General features: G+C 40.1%; 18 protein-coding genes. 16 read left to right on the forward strand and 2 right to left on the reverse strand.

Annotated features, from left to right (window positions below; all coding sequences use genetic code 11):
* Window positions 1-292: 292 nt before the first annotated feature.
* The 11 genes from AC0VYO_RS06920 (at window position 293) to AC0VYO_RS06970 (ending at window position 5406) form a co-directional block, all read left to right on the forward strand.
* Window positions 293-712 (forward strand): cytidine deaminase, encoded by a 420-nt coding sequence (locus tag AC0VYO_RS06920; protein WP_475368728.1) that lies wholly within the window; start codon window positions 293-295, stop codon window positions 710-712.
* 178 nt (window positions 713-890) lie between these two features.
* Window positions 891-1088, forward strand: a complete 198-nt coding sequence (locus AC0VYO_RS06925; RefSeq protein WP_475368729.1) for a DUF2197 domain-containing protein — start codon at window positions 891-893, stop codon at window positions 1086-1088.
* A 24-nt stretch (window positions 1089-1112) separates the two neighbouring features.
* Window positions 1113-1571 carry a DUF4871 domain-containing protein gene (locus AC0VYO_RS06930; RefSeq protein ID WP_475368730.1) on the forward strand — a complete coding sequence of 153 codons (459 nt, stop codon included), beginning with the start codon at window positions 1113-1115 and terminating at the stop codon, window positions 1569-1571.
* Window positions 1572-2168, forward strand: a complete 597-nt coding sequence (locus tag AC0VYO_RS06935) for a nucleotidyltransferase family protein (RefSeq protein ID WP_475368731.1) — start codon at window positions 1572-1574, stop codon at window positions 2166-2168.
* Between the two features lie 66 nt (window positions 2169-2234).
* Window positions 2235-2444, forward strand: a complete 210-nt coding sequence (locus tag AC0VYO_RS06940; RefSeq protein ID WP_475368732.1) for a hypothetical protein — start codon at window positions 2235-2237, stop codon at window positions 2442-2444.
* 88 nt (window positions 2445-2532) lie between these two features.
* Window positions 2533-3048 (forward strand): nucleoside/nucleotide kinase family protein, encoded by a 516-nt coding sequence (locus AC0VYO_RS06945; protein ID WP_475368733.1) that lies wholly within the window; start codon window positions 2533-2535, stop codon window positions 3046-3048.
* A complete protein-coding gene (locus tag AC0VYO_RS06950; RefSeq protein WP_475368734.1) occupies window positions 3045-3365 on the forward strand; it encodes a hypothetical protein in 321 nt (106 codons plus the stop codon). Before AC0VYO_RS06945 ends, AC0VYO_RS06950 begins: the two co-directional genes overlap by 4 nt.
* Window positions 3362-3487 (forward strand): hypothetical protein, encoded by a 126-nt coding sequence (locus tag AC0VYO_RS06955; protein WP_475368735.1) that lies wholly within the window; start codon window positions 3362-3364, stop codon window positions 3485-3487. Before AC0VYO_RS06950 ends, AC0VYO_RS06955 begins: the two co-directional genes overlap by 4 nt.
* Window positions 3487-4110, forward strand: coding sequence for a hypothetical protein (locus AC0VYO_RS06960; protein ID WP_475368736.1), 624 nt, complete (start codon window positions 3487-3489; stop codon window positions 4108-4110). The genes AC0VYO_RS06955 and AC0VYO_RS06960 overlap by 1 nt, the downstream gene beginning before the upstream one ends.
* Before the next feature lie 415 nt (window positions 4111-4525).
* A complete protein-coding gene (locus AC0VYO_RS06965) occupies window positions 4526-4855 on the forward strand; it encodes a PadR family transcriptional regulator (RefSeq protein WP_430241274.1) in 330 nt (109 codons plus the stop codon).
* A gap of 5 nt (window positions 4856-4860) precedes the next feature.
* Window positions 4861-5406 (forward strand): DUF2812 domain-containing protein, encoded by a 546-nt coding sequence (locus tag AC0VYO_RS06970; protein ID WP_475366995.1) that lies wholly within the window; start codon window positions 4861-4863, stop codon window positions 5404-5406.
* 104 nt (window positions 5407-5510) lie between these two features.
* On the opposite strand, the gene mprF is transcribed toward AC0VYO_RS06970, so the two are convergent.
* Window positions 5511-8042 carry a bifunctional lysylphosphatidylglycerol flippase/synthetase MprF gene (gene mprF / locus AC0VYO_RS06975; RefSeq protein ID WP_475368737.1) on the reverse strand — a complete coding sequence of 844 codons (2532 nt, stop codon included), beginning with the start codon at window positions 8040-8042 and terminating at the stop codon, window positions 5511-5513.
* A 197-nt stretch (window positions 8043-8239) separates the two neighbouring features.
* The gene (locus AC0VYO_RS06980) at window positions 8240-11302 is read right to left on the reverse strand and encodes an efflux RND transporter permease subunit (protein ID WP_475368738.1); all 3063 of its coding nucleotides are present in this window, start codon (window positions 11300-11302) and stop codon (window positions 8240-8242) included.
* Window positions 11303-11607: 305 nt separating this feature from the next.
* Here AC0VYO_RS06980 and AC0VYO_RS06985 point away from each other — a divergent pair, with 305 nt between their 5' ends.
* The 5 genes from AC0VYO_RS06985 to AC0VYO_RS07005 all read left to right on the forward strand — a co-directional run bounded on the left by AC0VYO_RS06985 (window position 11608) and on the right by AC0VYO_RS07005 (window position 16485).
* Window positions 11608-12489, forward strand: a complete 882-nt coding sequence (locus AC0VYO_RS06985) for a TetR/AcrR family transcriptional regulator (RefSeq protein ID WP_475368739.1) — start codon at window positions 11608-11610, stop codon at window positions 12487-12489.
* Between the two features lie 75 nt (window positions 12490-12564).
* Complete coding sequence (locus tag AC0VYO_RS06990) at window positions 12565-12855, forward strand: hypothetical protein (protein WP_303529388.1); 291 nt, start codon at window positions 12565-12567, stop codon at window positions 12853-12855.
* 207 nt (window positions 12856-13062) lie between these two features.
* Complete coding sequence (locus AC0VYO_RS06995) at window positions 13063-14853, forward strand: M3 family oligoendopeptidase (protein ID WP_475368740.1); 1791 nt, start codon at window positions 13063-13065, stop codon at window positions 14851-14853.
* A gap of 335 nt (window positions 14854-15188) precedes the next feature.
* Complete coding sequence (locus AC0VYO_RS07000; protein WP_283152530.1) at window positions 15189-16001, forward strand: alpha/beta fold hydrolase; 813 nt, start codon at window positions 15189-15191, stop codon at window positions 15999-16001.
* A 103-nt stretch (window positions 16002-16104) separates the two neighbouring features.
* Window positions 16105-16485 (forward strand): hypothetical protein, encoded by a 381-nt coding sequence (locus tag AC0VYO_RS07005; protein ID WP_475368741.1) that lies wholly within the window; start codon window positions 16105-16107, stop codon window positions 16483-16485.
* The last annotated feature ends 493 nt before the right edge of the window (window positions 16486-16978 follow it).

The raw sequence follows: 16978 nt of genomic DNA on the forward strand, positions 1-16978 counted from the left end.
GTTTCGTATGTAGTAATACGCAGAAAAATTAATCAGTCTATATTCTCTAATAGATTTACTCTGAAAAATACGTAAGGCATTGGAGGAGGATTTATGGCAGAGGGGATGTTTTTGCTTATGATTGTGTTCATTACGGTTTTTATTATTGGAAAAAAGAAGAAAAAATAATTTGTAGGTTTGATTCTTTTCTTAAGGGAGTGTTTGCTAAGTTTATCGCAAACGCTCCTTTTATCCATTAGGTCATTTACATAGCACAAAAGTGAAACTTTATTCTGAGGAAGGGTTGAATTTAATGAAAATAGAAAGCAAATTGTATGAGGAAGCAGTGAGTTTAATAGAGTCTCGTTACCCGTCTGGTTGGGGAGGGGCTGCGGCGATGTATACAAGTGAAGGTTCTATTCTAACGAGCGTTTCTCCAGAGAACATAAATGCTTCTACAGAGCTTTGTATTGAAACGGGGGCTATCCTAGAAGCCCATAAATTAAATATAGAAATCACGCATTCCATTTGCGTCGTACGTGAAGATGAAAATGCTCAATATGTGATTTTAACCCCGTGTGGCATTTGTCAGGAACGACTCTTTTATTGGGGATCACATGTGAAAGCAGCTGTGTTCACAAAAGACGGAACGCTTACCTTTAAAACATTGAAAGAGATCCAACCTTATCACTGGTATGAAGCATATGAGGGAGAGTCATTAGATAAGAAGTAGATGGGCGTTAATCTCAGGAATCAGTTCCATGTCCAGGAGCTAAAAGCAAAGTGTTTATTCGTATAGGGTTAATCAGGTGGTTGAAGGAAGAGACAATTTCAGGTTTCTATAGAAGGGATTTATTCCCTTTTATAGAAATGTATTTGTGATAAGTAAATCCTGGAAATGAGGGATGGCGATGATTGAGACGCTCTGCTTTTTCTGTAAAAAGAAATTTCATATTAAGCCTTCTGATTCACAGTTTCGGAAATTGAAGCAGAACCCTGGTGCGAGCTATGTGTGTAAGGCGTGTAACCAATCGATGCAGCGAGAAGCACAGCAAAGCACGGGAATTCATCCAGACCAAATTGATCAGTATGATAAATTATTCCGTTAAAATGACCGGAGGGAGTGAAGACGTATGAAAAGATGGCTTGCATTCTTGCCCGTTCTTCTCATTCTACTCACTAGCTGCAATGGAGATGGTCAGGCTGTGACGAAACCGGTTGTTCAAAAAGAAAATCAAGCAGAAGTAAGTAACACTTTCACATCAGGCTCTTATAAGATGATTGGTGAAGAAGAGCGGATCGGCTTTATATATGATGATGCGTCAGCATTCAAAGCTGGTGAACCTAATAAGTACATGTGGCACTTGTGGGGAGATGAAGACGAACTAAATGGTTCTCTTAAAGTAATCGGAACCCATCAGGAGACAAATGAGGAGATCGTGGTTTTTGAATCAGATGAGTTGGCGGGTCCGCATAACGGAGCGGATGCTCACGTCCCTTCAACGATGCAACTTCCTTCAACAGGTGTTTGGGAGCTAGATGCTTATGTTGGGGAAGAATTTTTTGGAACCATTGTAGTGGAGGTCATGTAATTGCCTTACTTTAATCAAGAAATAGGTGTACAAAAAGAAGCGTTAGAACACATTCTTTATCAGAATCCAGCCATTGAAAAGGCTCTCGGTGTACTAAGGGAAGAGTTCGATCATGCATACATCGGAGCAGGGTGTATTGTGCAAACGGTTTGGAATGACTTAACGAATCGGCCGTTGGATTACGGCATCCATGACCTCGATGTTGTGTATTACGATGATCAGGATTTGAGCTTAGAAAAAGAGGTCGAGATAGAAGAGCATCTTCGGAAGTTGCTTTCCGACATTCCTTATAAAATTGACGCCAAAAACGAAGCGCGCGTTCATCTCTGGTATGAAGAGAAATTTGGTCAGCGTATCGCCCCTTATTCTTCAGTAGAAGATGCTATCAATAGCTGGCCTACTACTGCAACATCAATCGGTGTCAAAGTAGGAGAGGATGGTGCGTTTCAGGTATATGCGCCATACGGATTAAGTGATTTGTTTGGGTTAATTGTGCGTGCAAACAAGTTGTTAATTACCCGCGATGTCTATGAAGCGAAAGTGGAAAAATGGACGCGGAAATGGCCAGAGCTTGAGGTGATCGCTTGGGACAAGTGATGAAGGTGCAAAAAGGAGTACTCTAACAATTTATAGTGGTCTCTTATCTACTGTTTGGAGGCAATAATGGAAGCGAAAAAGTTCTTATCTTTACTAGGGTGGGTGATGCTTGGATCGTGGCTTATTCATTTTTTTATTTACTATTTAATCGATTTAGATCGAGAAATCTATTCTGTAGAAAAGATCGTCTCAGGGATTGTGTTTATTCTTATCGCAGTACCAATCTATTTTACTGGTGTTCACCTGTATTATAAATTTAGCGAGGAGCGTTCATAAGATGAAAAGGGCTTGGAGGAGATCGAGCTTACATAAAATAGGAATTATAAAAGGAAACCGATGTGGTATGACGCATTTTGATTTAGAAATGATACTACCAAAAACCCCACTAAAGGAACCCTTTCTACTTGGGATCGATGGGTTAAGTCGGTCAGGTAAAACCACGTTCGTCTCCGAGTTAGAGCACTTACTTGAAATGTCAGGGTATCGCTCTGTTACATTTCATATAGATGATTACATAGAGCCAGAGCAAAAGCGGTATAACACAGGCCACGAAGAGTGGTACGAATACTATTTTTTGCAGTGGGACGTCGCTAAGCTAAAACAGCAACTTTTTGACAGCATAATGGAACGAATACCGCCCGAAAATTTGAAGGTAGATTTGGTGTTAATCGAAGGGGTTTTTCTGCAAAGAGACGAATGGCGTTCTGCGTTCGATTGCGTGCTTTTCTTACAATGTGAAAGAGATGTGCGGTTTGGACGAGAGAAAGAAGAGACTCAGAGAAATCTAAAGAAATTTGAAGAGCGATATTGGAAAGCAGAAAAGTATTATATGGATACCGTTAAGCCTTTGGAGAGAGCGGATTTTGTGATTGAGTCATGATCGTTCAAGAAAGGAATAAACGGATTAGCATTCCTTCAGTAGGCTTATTCTTGCAATTGTTCCTTGTTTTATTTGTCACTGCGCTAAACGGTTTACGAACTTCACTGATGAATCATTTTTCAATTTACCCAGTTGCCCTTATGGAGCTAACGATTGGCGTCATCAGCTTATGTTTTGGTGTCTACGGGCTCATTCAATCAAAGTATTCCACTCTTTCGTGGATCGTTGTCATGATCGGTGCAATATCGTGCTTTCTATTTGTTTTTGTGTATCTACTTCCAGAGGCAGGTACTCCGCCTCTCATCGGTTGGTTATGAGGTCATTTGAATCCAACGAGCGAATGTTCGTAGCGCCTAAAAAGATAGCTGATTATGACATGGAATGGAACGATGTGTATCAAGAAATAGTAGAGGCTGCATTAAAATTGGAGGAAAACTAGTGAAAATGAAAGTTCTGGCTCCTTTCATTCTATTAGGAACGTTACTGTTATCAAGCTGTGCGAATAATGAGAATAAAACGGCTGAGATTAAACCGATGCCTGATTCGGATTATGTAAAAACATTCGAAGAGTTGAACCTTGGTAACCTATTCGATTTTGAATTCGAATTAGAGAACGCGGATAAACGCTGGGTAAGGCTTTGGGTTGAGCGGTATCAAGATGGGGAGAAGGATCGTGAACCTATCACGGAACTTATTTACGGTGAGAGTCCGATTCCTGATGAAACGTCCAAAGGGCATTTAGGGTTTGGGATCATTCAATCTAATGAAGGTGAACCGTCTTATTTTCTTTATGCACCAGGCGTTAGCTCAGCTCCGAATAAAAGCGTTGAAAAAACGAAGTCAGAAACATCAATGTCTACATTTGACTATGCGTTTCCAGATGAAAAGGTGGATTTACTATTGAACGAAGAAAAAGTGCTTGCAGCGTATCGGAGCACTTCATCGAATCAAATGAGAACCTATGATTTAGGAAACAAGGATGATGTTAAGAAAATGATTCAAGAGGATACGGAGGTTTTGTTGTTAAAAATCTTGATTGAAGAAAGTGATGAGGATAACTAATGGTTTTTGTTGTGTCGGTTTAATAGTCATAGGATTTTAGTATGCTGAAACTATAAAGAGAATTTAACGAAATAGAGGCGTTTTTGTGGGAAATGTATTCTTTTTTGGAGGACTAGGATTAATATTTATAGTTGCTATGTTTCTTATAACATGGGGCGTCACTGCTCTATATAAATTAATGGCAAAGTAAAGAATGAAATTCCGTCTATCATTATGAGGGAAATTTAATAATAAAGTGAAGAACAGAGCTTGGAATGGCTTTTACGCCTCCAAGCTCTATTTTTATGTGATTTTACGTTTTCACCTCTGAAAAAAAATGAATGTATTTTCCAATTAGTGGTTGCTTTATATATCATTACCTGATATATTACATTTATTGATATATCATTAAACGATATATGATTGGAGGAAGCTAATGCCAAGAAATGATTCTCTTGAAGTGGGAGAGCTAACAGATACATCTTATTACATTCTCCTATCACTGATGGAGCCTAAACACGGATATTTAATTATGAAAACAATTGAGGAAATGACAGACCACGCGGTTGTGGTCGGACCGGCGTCTATGTATACCACGATCAAAAAGCTACTTGGGGCAGAACTGATTGAGCTGCATGATAAGAGTGATAAGAAAAAGGTGTATGTAACGACAGAAAAAGGTGTTCAGCTAGTAAAAAAAGAAATCGAACGAAAACGCCAAATGATTCAGCACGGGGAAGAAATCCTCGCAAATAAAGGAGAGTGAGTATATTGGGGAAAAAGAAATATGTGATGAGCAGCGGTTTAGCTTTTTTTGAAGAGAAAGAGATGGAGCGGCTCGGTAAGTTTGCGCAAAAAGGATGGTTTTTAGAGAAGTTTGCGTTCTCAGGTTTTAAGTTACAAAAAGGAGAACCACAGGACGTGATTTATTCACTAGACTATCAATCGGAAGCAGATGAGGAGTATTTTAGTTACTTTGAAGAAGCGGGATGGAAGCATGTTTGTACTGGAGCGGGTGAAATGCACATCTTTTCGGCCGCACCAGGCACTACCCCAATCTATTCAGACCAGGCTTCCGTCAAGGAGAAATATAAAAGGGAAAGCCAATCAATGAAAAAGGTCGCCCTGCCAGCATTTCTAATAGCTGTTATGCTAGTCGTGTTGCTGTTTAGTAGTGAGAATGGATTTCTCCCTACTGTTGTTGGGGATATAAGTGAATATGCAAGTTACGCGGTTTATATTGTGTTGATCTTCACAGGAATGCCCTATCTTTCGTATCAATATAAGTTGAGGAAGTTGGAGAAGCGTAATGTTTAATAGGGGACAGATGCAAATAAAGTAATAGAACTGTCCGTGGTGATGGGACGATTGTTTGTAATGGGGGTCAGGTACGCACCTGACCCCCATTACGTTTTTTACACTCATTTTCTCTTCCTCCCAATCAACAGCGACACTTGCGCCATTGTAAAAGGCAGGGATGATTTCTTTCGATAGGCAAGGTACTTGCGTTCCCAGGTGTGGGCGTATTTCCCTTTGAACTTTCGTAGGCCCTGGAAATGATAGAAGATATGCCCATGAAGAAAGATTTGGGCGGCGATTCGCTCACTTAGGAAAGAGAACTTCGACTGACCCACATTCGAAAGTGGAGCCATTCCTAGATTAAAGCGCTCGTAGCCTTCTGACTTCGCCCATTCAAATAAAGAGAGAAACATGACGTCCATTGTGCCTGAAGGGGCATCGTGTAGAAAACGCATTAAATCAACAGATACCGTTTTGTTGTTATCGTAGACAGGCATAAGACTAGTAAAAGCAATGATCCTATCGTTTTCTTTCATAACAGCGATCTCTGATTTGTTTAGATAATCCACATGATAGAATCCGAGCGAAAATCCTTTCTCATTTCTTCCCTGTAGCCATTCATCAGATACGTCTTTTAGCTTCTGCAAAAGATCTTCACTGTGCGGTGGCTTTACTATTTCAACTTGAAAATTCTCTCGTTCGAATTTATTTTTAACAGCACGCAATGCTTTCATTCTCTTTCCAGATAGCGTGAACTGATCTAAATCTACGAATGCTTCTTCACCGAGCTTAAAGAAACCAAAGCCTTTTTCATGGAGAATGGGAAGCAGGCTGTTACTAACTTCATAGAACACTGGGGTATAGCCCTGGATGTCTGCCAGGTGCTGAAACTCTTCGATAGCTTCAGGAAATGCTTCTTTCTGTCCGATCGGATCGCCGAGAACGACGAGCTTATCCGAAGATTTTTGGAAGCAGATTAAAACCGTTCTATTGGAGTTCCAAAAGATTGATTTATCGTGCAGGAAAATTAAATGAGCTAACGTATTTCCACCATAAGTTACAAGGTGCTCTTGTATTTCATTATCATGTTCAGGTGATGATTCCTTGATTGGGTTTCTCGGTTTAATCACGGCGGTTCCTATCACAAAAACAATCAGCGCAATCATTAAACCAATTAATGCACTATAAAACAGCGTGTGGTAATCTGTAATAACATATGGCAAGACTTGTGGTGGAATAACGCCGTTTGATGAAGGCAAGCTTAAATATCCAATTAACACATACATCGACGTGATGAATAGGATCACTAGCCCATCAATAATGGTTTTGCTCCACGTTAATACATAGCTCTCGCGATAGAAGCGCGTTCTCGACATATAGAGAATGAAGGCAACGAGTAAGAGAAAGATTGCTTCCTCATAATCGATCCCTTTAGAGAAGGTAAAGGCAGCTGCTGCGAAAAGGACGACGATGGTGAGATAATATGCTCTTTTCACCTTGTACTCAATTCCTCTTGATAACCCGAGTAAAGCAAAGCCAGCTCCAACGGAAAGCTGATGAGAAAGGTTAACAAGAAACGGTAGAGAATGCATTTCTTCTAGAATTTTTAACCGATCGATTATACCAGGTAAGGCTGCAGACAATAGTAAAATTAAGCCCGAAATAAACACGAGCAGCGTAAGCATCACATGACTTAGCCTTTGAATAAGGGCAAGTGGGAGGCTATCCCAGTTTGCATTCCATTTCTCCCAATAGTCTCTTACAAAAAGAATCGCAGCGAGTAAGAATGGAAAGATAAAGTATCCAACTCGATAGAGAATGAGTAGAAAAAGGACTTTCTCATCTTGGACACTAACAAGCTGGGTTCCCCAAATGAAGATCAAATCGAACGAACCGAGTCCGCCCGGGATCATGCTCACAATCCCAACGCATGAAGCGACAACAAAGATGGGGAATAACTCGTGAAAAGAAATGCTCAGTTCAAGTATGTTTGCTAGTAACCAGACGGCAAGGAACGCAAATGTCCACTCAAGGAGAGAGACAGCGATGAGCTGGAATTTCGTTCGTGAACCAAAGAACCGAGGAGAGCTTTTATCACGATGACGAACGAATTGAAAAAGCAGTACAGGCAGATACAGTCCAACCGCTATAACAACGACATAAAGCCATAGGAACTTTTCCATAAGAAGATTATCTCTATAAGCAACAAGAATTGTGAGTGCAAGGAAAGATAACCCAGTCAAATAAAAATACGAAATGTTTCCAATGGACTTAGATAGTTTCTGTTTATCTACCTCATAAGTTTGATAAAAATATTTTCTAAGCATTCCGCTAATAATTCCACCAGATCCGATCAGGTTAGAGAAAGCATTGACGATAAACGATTGCTTCAACAGCTGCTTTTTCGGAAATGATTTTTGAAGTGATTTTAAAAGCAATGAGTCGTATAAGAACATCGGGCTAACGGCTCCCATAGAAATTAATAAAACGAGAATAAGTTTGCCGATGTTAAACTGATTAACTTCATTTCGGAGAAGCTCCGGGTTGATGCTAGACATGAAAGGAAGGCTTTCAATCACTGCTAGCACAAAAAGAAAAAGAGGTAAGATGAATTTCAAATAGTGAAATAAATACTTGTAAATAGTTGTTTTCATAGTTCACTCCTTTATCTTGATTTTACATGAATCTTAGAAAGTTCACTCAATAAATTTGAAAAAGGTGAAAATTTTTGCCTTTGGGAAGAAAATCATAAACCATCCCCGTTTAAAATATGTATCGAAAAGTGTAGTATAGCAGAACGATTCACTCACAAAAAAAAACGTTCAGAGGATTTCCTCTGAACGTTTTTTACTTACATTTCTTCTTGTGTTTTTTTCTTGCCTCTAAATCGATACAAAACAAGGTAAAGCATCGGAACCATAATCAGCGTTAAGACAGCTGAGAAAAGGATACCTGATATGATCGTAACGGCAAGCGGTGTAAAGAGCGCATCGCCACTTACGGCAACTGGGATAAGGGCAACGATTGATGTAATCGCGGTAAGGAGAATGGGGCGTAAGCGAACACGACCGGACTCAATAACTGCGTCTTCTACATCCATGCCTTTTTTCAGTGCTTGTTCGATAAATTCAATTAACACGACCGAGTTTCTCACTACGATACCGGTGAGTGATACCATTCCCATCACACCAAGGAAACTGATTGGCGTTTGGGTAACGAATAGTCCAAGAATCGCACCCGCAATCGCAAGGTATACGGCAACAAGGACAAGGAACGGTAGTGAAAGTGAATTAAATTGCAGGGCAATCAATAGGTACACTAGGAAGAGTACGATGATGAAGAGTACGGTAATTTCAGCAAAGAAATCACTTTGAGCTTCATTTTCACCGCCAAGTGTAATGCTGTAATCAGCGTCATCTAGCTGATCGCGCTGATCTTCCACAATCTTAGTTACGTTAGCTTCGTAATTCTCCTCGTCTTTAGGGAAGGCACGAAGCGTAATCGAGCGTTCACCATCAATGTGAGGAATCTTTTGAATTTGTTCACTTTGTTCTGTTGTCACAAGCTCATCTAATGAGATGAGTTCAGGTGGTCCACCTGTTGATGCGGCTGGAAGCTCAAGGCTTGAAAGATCGACTTCATCTTCGCTACCTTCTAGCACGATATTCATATCACGCTTTACAACGCCATTATCAAATGCTTTTAGTGGAATACCAGCCGTTGCAAGTCGAATTTGCTGGCTGATCTGATTGACCGTAATGCCATTTTCTTCGAGTGCATCGCGATCTGGTACATATTCGAGCGAAGGTTCAAAGTCACCTACGTTATCAACGACAAGGTCTGTTTCAAGTCCTTCGATCTCTTTTGTTAGCTCATCTCTAAGGTCGATAAGCTTATCGATTTCTGGTCCAGAGACGGTAACGGTCACAGGTGCTCCTGCAGGAGGTCCCTGCTGGATCGTTTCCATAAAAATCTCAGCATCCGGGTACTCATTTCTGAGCTTATCTGTCCAGTCGTCAATGAGTCCTTGCGTTGTCTGGTTTTCTCGATCGACTCTGGCAACGATTTGGCCAGTATTTTCACCAGTGCTCGTTAGCGAGCTGTTGAAGAGACCAGGAGTACCTGTGCCTGTGAAGACGCTTGTTTCATATACGCCGTCATCTGTTTTCAGTTTTTCTTCGATTTCTTGAAGCGTATCGTGTGTGTCTTCGATCGGCGTACCAATTGGTAGCGTGATGTCGACCGTTACTTCTTCCTTATCAGCAGCCGGGAAGAACTCAAACGGTGTTAAGACGACTAATCCGAAGATCGCTGTCGTGAGCACAAGACCAAGAATAGAAACAAGAATTGGTTTTTTTGAAAATTTCTTTAGAAGCTTGTCGGCATAAACATCGGCAAGCTTATTTAACGGTTTGCCAAGAAGTCCTGGTGCATCTGACATTGGCTTCTTCGATCGACGGCTTAAGAAGTAGCGCAAAATCGGTACGAAAATGAGTGCCACTAATGTTGATGCAATAATCGTTGTAATGAGCACTGTTGGCAACGCGCGTATAAATGCCCCGTTACCACCTGAAAGGAAAATTAGTGGCAAGAATGTAAAGACGATCGCTAGAGAGGAGGTCACGATGGACACCCAAATCTCTTTCACGCCATTAACGGCTCCCATTAAACCTTTATCGCCGAGCTTATATCTTCGTTGTATGTTGTCGTTTATGACGATCGAGTCATCAACAATAATCCCGAGTGCGATGATTAACCCAATGACGGAGATCTGGTTTAGATCCACATCAGCAAAAGGTAGTGGAATAAAGCCCATTAGAACGGAAATCGGAACAGCAAGTGCTACGACGAGCGCACCCGATCCAGATAGTCCAAGAGATGTTGCCACAATAACGGCAAGCACAGAAATCGCTAGGGATAGGAATAGGCCATCAAAAATGTCCGTAACGATTGAAGCTTGAGAGTAATAAGACTCTAGCTCTACGTTTGAAGGCAGGCCTCCTGAAAGCTCATCCACTTTATCACTCACACGCTCATCGACAGTTGGGATATCTTCTCCGGACTTTACGTAAGCGGTGAAGGAAACAGATGGCTGTCCTTCAAAAGTGATAATATCTTCAACGTCTTTTGGACTAACTTCAACGCTTGCAATGTCTTTTAAGTAAACCGCGTCTCCATCAGGGCTTTTACCTACAAATAACTCTTCCATTTCATCGAGTGAATCGTAGTTTTCAACAGAAAGCTGAACAACTTCCTCATCCATTTTCTGTTTTCCTAAAGGCGTTGGATAGTATTCATTATTAATGGCACTTTGAACGTCGGTAACGTTCAAGCCGGAATCTTTTAATTCCTCTTGTTTTAATTCAATTAAAATTTGTTCTTCAGGCAGTCCTTTGATTGTAACGCCAGAAACGCCTGATAATTCTTCGACTTCCTCTTTCCATCGATTTAATTCTTCTTTAAGAGAGAGGAGGTTGTCGCGGTTATCGCTTGTAAGATGGTAGGAAACAATCGGCATTTTTGCCGTTGATTCATTTACATCTGGTTCGAAAGCTTCGTCAGGAAAAGAAGTCGAGGCATCGGAAACGGCCTGGCGTACGTCACCAAACACTTCCTTCTTACTTTCTCCTTCCGCTACTTCGATCACTATGTTCGAAAAGCCTGCTGCTGAAGAAGATGTCACTTCAGCGATGCCATCGATCGAACTGAGCGATGACTCGATTGGGTTCGTAATTGATCGTTCAACTGTGTCCACCGTTGCACCAGGATAAACGGTGCTAATCGTTCCGATATTTACTGTTGTTTCCGGAATTTCACGCTGTGGAAGTTGAATGAATGTAAACACTCCAACGATGACAAATAATAAAATAAATATCATAAAGAGCTTGGACCGTTGTAAAATCCATTTCAACATATGAGAGCCTCCTCTGTTCGTTTTCGACTGTTCGGTCAATCTGATGTCATTTATACCCCATATTTGTTGAAATATAAAGTTTTAATGTGCTTGACTCAATAGTCATTTTTACTGAGATTAGCTAGGAAGTCAAGAAACGAGTGTGCTAAAAAACAAATTCGAAAGGGTGAAGGTTAGTCAGGTATGATTAAGTAAACTTCTTGTTTTAATCGAGATATGCAGTTTAAGCTCGAGGGCATATTGTGACTATCATTCCACTCATCAAGTAGTGTATTCTGATGGAAGAAGACATCGAGGTGAACGATATGGATAAACGAAAAGCAATATTAGAAGCGGCCGTTGAATTGATCGCAGAGAAAGGGTACACGCATACATCGATGCAGCAGATCGCTGATAGCGTAGGAGTATCAAAAGGTTCGCTTTACTCATTTTTTCCATCAAAGGAAGATTTGATTATTTCGATTTATGAACACTATCAACAGCTCGTTTTTGAACGTGCTTTTGTTGTGGGATTAGACGGTAATCTACCACCTTATGAGCGGTTTGCAAAACAATTCCAGGTGCAATTCGAAGGGATATTGGAATATAAATCTTATATGAAAATGCATATGCGCGGGGAATCCGCTCAAAGCAGTGAAAAGCTTGAAGGAATGGGCCATCGCATGAGAGGGAGACTCTTTAGCTGGCTAGAACGAAATTTGATTGATTTATATGGGGAGAAGATTGCCCCATATAAATGGGATTTGATGTGGATGACGCAATCCATTTATACCTCCTACACAGGTCTTATGATTTCTTCTGAGAGCCTGCTTTCTCCAGAAAAGCTTGGAAAGCACATCGTTAGGCAGATTGATATTCTAGCATCGGATTTTCTAGCAGGAAGTAGCACGCCTCTTCTAGATGATGAAATGATGCGTCCTTTTTCCGTAGGGATGGATCGAGAAGGGGCTTTTACATCGTTTGAGAAAAGAGAGAGTGCCTGGAAGGCGCTCTATAATAATATCCATGAATTAAAGGAGCCTCAATACTATCTAGAGGTAACGGATCGCATATCGGAAGAATCTAGAAAGTCAAAGCCTGATGAGATTGTGATGAGAGGGCTGTTTCAATTACTGAAAGAAGAAGATTTGCTGAAAGGAAATGCGCAAGCACTAGAAACACAAATCCTTCCGGCGACAGAACATTAGGATGGTTATTTTCCAATTTTTTCGGGTAAATAGGGTGTAGAGAGAGATGGTTATCACCAAAGGAGAGAGAGACAAATGTCAGAGAAACCTTCATCAATCAATGGAAGCAGTACCTTTATTGCAATTGTTTCCATTGTAGCGGGCTGTCTTGCTGCTATCATTGCAGGAAGCTTCCTATCCGGAGCTATTGAACTAGCAACAATTGAAATCTTCCCTATATTCTTCCCAATCATTATTTGCGCTGTCGGCATTTTTCTAGGAGTGGTTGCTTTTCGCATTTCAAAAAGAAGACTTGCAGTAATGGGGATTGCCTTAAATGCTGTTGTTCTTTTATTACCATTAGGCTTTTTAGTCGTGAAGTTATAGAGGAATGAAGAAAGCAGTTTAGATTATGAGTTTCTAGCTTTAATCACATGAGAAAAAAGATAACAATGAGCGCTGAATAGTATTTCAATTCAGCGCTCATTTTTTATTCTATATTCAGGATTCGGAAGGGTTTTTTAATTATTCTGAATAAAATATGGATAATTATGTTAACGTTAGGGGGTGCTATAAAAACTGGGAGGGATGTTAGTGAGAAATACACAAACAAAGCAGTGGGATTTAGACAGCGTTTATCCAGGAGATAAAGTAATTTCATTAAAAGAACAGGTCTCTACTATCATTTTACATATTGATCAAGTGCAAACAGATTTGGAAAATCAAACTCATCCTCAAGAAATACTTGAAATGGTTAAGGCGATAGAACTTGTTCAAACCATCAACACAAACGTTTTTGAAATGGATGAGTATATTATTTGTAAATTTTCAGTCGCCGTTCATGATCCAGAGCTACAAACGCTTAATGAACTAAGCACTCGGATGAAGTCACGGATGGAGACGCTATTGCTTACTTTTCGTCACTATCTCGCAGCTATTTCAGATGATCAGTGGCATGCATTGCTCAAAAGTCCAGAAGTTCAAGGAATTGAAACGTTCTTAACGATTCAACGCCAAAAGGTTAAAGACCAGTTAAGCCCAGATCTGGAGAAAGTCATTCACTCTCTTTCAGTAAATGGTTTTGATGGATGGGAAGACCATTATGAACAGGAATTTGCTCAACTTACAGTGCCTGTGAGTAATGAAATGGGGATAGAAAACATATCTTTTGATTCGGCATTTATGCGTGCGATGCTCTCAAGTGACCGAAAGATTAGGGAGGAAATTGCTTCATCAATGACAAACGTTTGTCGTAAAAACGAAATACGTTTTGCTTCAATATTTAATCACCTTGCAGGTTATCGGAACGAGCTTTACCGTTTAAGGGGGTGGTCAAACCCTATGAAGGAAATGTATGAACAAAACCGAATCAGTGAAGCTTCAGTTAATAGCATGATGCAAGCACTCCATAAAAGCAAAACCTTGCTACATCAATTTTTAGACCGGAAAGCGCAGTTAAATCAACTAGAGAAGTTGAGTTGGTTTGATATTTACTCTCCAACGTTTACTTCTAAGGAAACTGTTACATATGACCAGGCAACAGAAATCGTCATAAGTCAGTTTTATCGATTTAGTGAAAAGATGGGCAAATTCGCTGAACGAGCTTTTGAAGAAGGATGGATTGATGGAGAACTCTCTGATTCTAAGCGACATGGAGCATTCTGCGCATCGTTGCCAAATTCGAAGGAAAGTCGAGTACTCCTATCTTTCACAGGAAACTATCAGGATGTCGTTACTCTTGCTCATGAGTTAGGGCATGCTTATCATAATTTTCACCTTCATGAAGAACCAGGATTTGCTCATCAAACCGGAACGGGATTAGCAGAGACAGCATCGACTTTCGCAGAGAATCTAGTACTTGATGCCGCAATCGAATTAGCGGATTCAGAAGAAGATAAATTATCCTTGCTAGAGTTGAAAATTATTAATGGATTAAAGTACATTGCTTATATTCCCGCTAAATTCGAGTTTGAACAGCAGTTTTACGAAAAGCGTAAATCCCAGATGCTTTCAGCAACGGAATTGACTGATTTGATGGAGAAAAGTGAAAGAGACTGGTTTCAGGATTCATTAGAAGAGGTGAACACCCATAACTGGATGACGATTCCGCATTTCTTTAATACAGAAAAAGCTTTTTTTAATCTGCCGTATACAATTGGCTATTTGTTCAGTAATGGTGTTTATTCGCTTTATTTGCTAGATAAAGAAACGCTTCCTGAACGATATAGTCAACTACTCAGCTCTTCAGGCAATAAAACAATGGAAGAATTAGGCGCTGAGTTCCTAGATCAAAATTTAACCGAACCATTTTTCTGGGAGACATCGATCAAGCCTTTAGAGAAAGCCATTTCAATTTATCTCGAGAAAACCAAGGCTTATTTGTAAGCAAGAGTCGTTTAGTGATATGCCGTTTCATTTCTTGATTGTTTAAAATACTATTTTTAATAGATGAAAAGCTAGGTCAATCTGATCTGGCTTTTTGGTTATGCTTCGTTATAGAAAGGTGGTTCTTTGTTTGATTTCGCTCTAGGAGACTAGTAGGCTCTTGTTATTAGTTAAACGATTATTGTTCGTCATTACCGTTGGCTCGTTTTGTTAGCGTAATGTTCCCATCAACGATTTTCTTCTTTCAATCTCCTCCCATTCACGGTTATACTAATGCAAGAGTATTGGATCAACTATGGGACGCAACATCCCTTATACAGAGAGGATTTAACAGCATGCTTGATTATAAGCTTTACAAAAGTAAGAAGGCGAACTGCAGTGAAACGATCGTGTTGATTCACGGTCTTGGTGGGAACTATGGGATCTTCTGTAACCAGATCTCCACATATAAAAAAGAGTATGATGTGCTTGCTATCAACCTACCGGGGCATGGAAAATCACCGAGTACTGACAGTTATAACATGCCTTTCAATAGAGAATTAGTCGCAGACGAAGTGATTCTGCTTCTAGATGAGTTAAAGATTTCTAAAGCACATTTAGTAGGTATTTCACTAGGCTCTGTTGCCGTGCATCATTTGCTTCAACGAGTTCCGGAACGCGTTCAGAGTGCTGTACTAGGAGGCGCGATCACACGATATTCTCCTCTAGCTACCTTCATGCTTCGCGCTGGAAATGCAGTGAAAGCGTTTGTACCATATATGTGGTTGTATAAAATGTTTGCTTATATTATGATGCCTAAAGCAAATCACGCTAGCTCTAGAAAGCTATTTATCAGAGAAGCTCTTAAAATGAATCGAAGAGACTTTCTAGCTTGGTATGCGTTAACACCTCAAGTAAATGCAGCATATGCGAACGTTCAACAATATAGCCAAAACATCCCGAAGCTCTACATTTCTGGGGAACAGGATCATCTCTTTTTGGATCCTTTATTAGAAGATACGAAAAGCGATGAACAGGCACAGCATTTGATCTTAGAGCAATGCGGTCATGTTTGTAACGTGGAAAAACCAAGGGAGTTTAACGATGCTTCGCTTGCATTTTTTAATCAGCATAGCTCAACCCAGTCTTCCATATCATCCGCTTTATAAAGGCTTTGAGTGCCTGTCACTAAGCGAATTTAGACCTATTTGTAACCTTTTCACCGTTTAACTCGTTTAGATAGAAAAGGCTGAGCGAATGGAGGGCTTAATGGTGAAGATCAAGCTTCTACCGATTATATTGGGAACCTTATTATTCGTTGGGTTAGCCGGCTGTGGAAATAATGAAGCTCAAACCGTAAACACATCAAAGAATGACGTGGGGGAAGAGACGACAGCTCCCGCTACATCAGAAGGTAACTTCTCTCAAGAAGCAAGAATGATGGCGAATGATGAGAAACTTATTGAAATGCTAAAGTCTACAGGAGTGATCAAGGAAAATGCGACGCCAAGTGAAATACAGAAGGCGTTAGAAGAGTACTTGAAGGAGAAAGCAGAAGGGATAGACCAGGGCGCAAAATCAAGTGAGAAATATATCGAGGATTTGAAGAAACAAATTCAACAAGACTTAGAAAAAGAAGGTTCGAAAGAGTAATCTTAGACGAGAGCTTTGGTTCTAACAGTTCAGAAAAGGAGTGCATTGAATGGCCTCCTTTTTTGAACTTTTTTTGTTCATTTTAAGAAGTAAAGAACATGGAGCTTGGAACGAAAAGTTAACTGGTAAATATATGATATTATGAAAGTAGTATAGTACTAGATGGGAGTGAGTGAAGTTGAATAAACCTGTAGTCATTTGCCTTCTCTTTTTAGCGCACTGCTTTTAAATTTTCAAGACAGCGCATTAAGTATAATGATCTATAATTGGTTGCTAACGCTACTGCTGATGTTCTACATATATACGATTCAAGGTGAGGAAATAGATGGATATGAATCAGTCACATTATAGCAAAAGCCCTGCAAACGGATTCTCTTATTTTTAGGGCTTTTGCTATTTTTTACTCAATTTAACGTGTTGAAGCGTTATTGTAAAAAAACAAAATAGTGATGAGCAAATGGTGCTTTTGATCTGATTTATTAGTGTGAAAAAT

It is taken from the genome of Anaerobacillus sp. 63XJN7_4_ISO-PGPR-S23-413, assembly GCF_056173725.1.

What these genes read in the sequence shown, in the direction of transcription:
- AC0VYO_RS06920 (WP_475368728.1), top strand. Translation starts at nt 293, where the DNA reads ATGAAAATAGAAAGCAAATTGTATGAGGAAGCAGTGAGTTTAATAGAG.
- AC0VYO_RS06925 (WP_475368729.1), top strand. Translation starts at nt 891, where the DNA reads ATGATTGAGACGCTCTGCTTTTTCTGTAAAAAGAAATTTCATATTAAG.
- AC0VYO_RS06930 (WP_475368730.1), top strand. Translation starts at nt 1,113, where the DNA reads ATGAAAAGATGGCTTGCATTCTTGCCCGTTCTTCTCATTCTACTCACT.
- AC0VYO_RS06940 (WP_475368732.1), top strand. Translation starts at nt 2,235, where the DNA reads ATGGAAGCGAAAAAGTTCTTATCTTTACTAGGGTGGGTGATGCTTGGA.
- AC0VYO_RS06945 (WP_475368733.1), top strand. Translation starts at nt 2,533, where the DNA reads ATGATACTACCAAAAACCCCACTAAAGGAACCCTTTCTACTTGGGATC.
- AC0VYO_RS06950 (WP_475368734.1), top strand. Translation starts at nt 3,045, where the DNA reads ATGATCGTTCAAGAAAGGAATAAACGGATTAGCATTCCTTCAGTAGGC.
- AC0VYO_RS06955 (WP_475368735.1), top strand. Translation starts at nt 3,362, where the DNA reads ATGAGGTCATTTGAATCCAACGAGCGAATGTTCGTAGCGCCTAAAAAG.
- AC0VYO_RS06965 (WP_430241274.1), top strand. Translation starts at nt 4,526, where the DNA reads ATGCCAAGAAATGATTCTCTTGAAGTGGGAGAGCTAACAGATACATCT.
- mprF (WP_475368737.1), bottom strand. Translation starts at nt 8,042, where the DNA reads ATGAAAACAACTATTTACAAGTATTTATTTCACTATTTGAAATTCATC.
- AC0VYO_RS06980 (WP_475368738.1), bottom strand. Translation starts at nt 11,302, where the DNA reads ATGTTGAAATGGATTTTACAACGGTCCAAGCTCTTTATGATATTTATT.
- AC0VYO_RS06985 (WP_475368739.1), top strand. Translation starts at nt 11,608, where the DNA reads ATGGATAAACGAAAAGCAATATTAGAAGCGGCCGTTGAATTGATCGCA.
- AC0VYO_RS06990 (WP_303529388.1), top strand. Translation starts at nt 12,565, where the DNA reads ATGTCAGAGAAACCTTCATCAATCAATGGAAGCAGTACCTTTATTGCA.
- AC0VYO_RS07000 (WP_283152530.1), top strand. Translation starts at nt 15,189, where the DNA reads ATGCTTGATTATAAGCTTTACAAAAGTAAGAAGGCGAACTGCAGTGAA.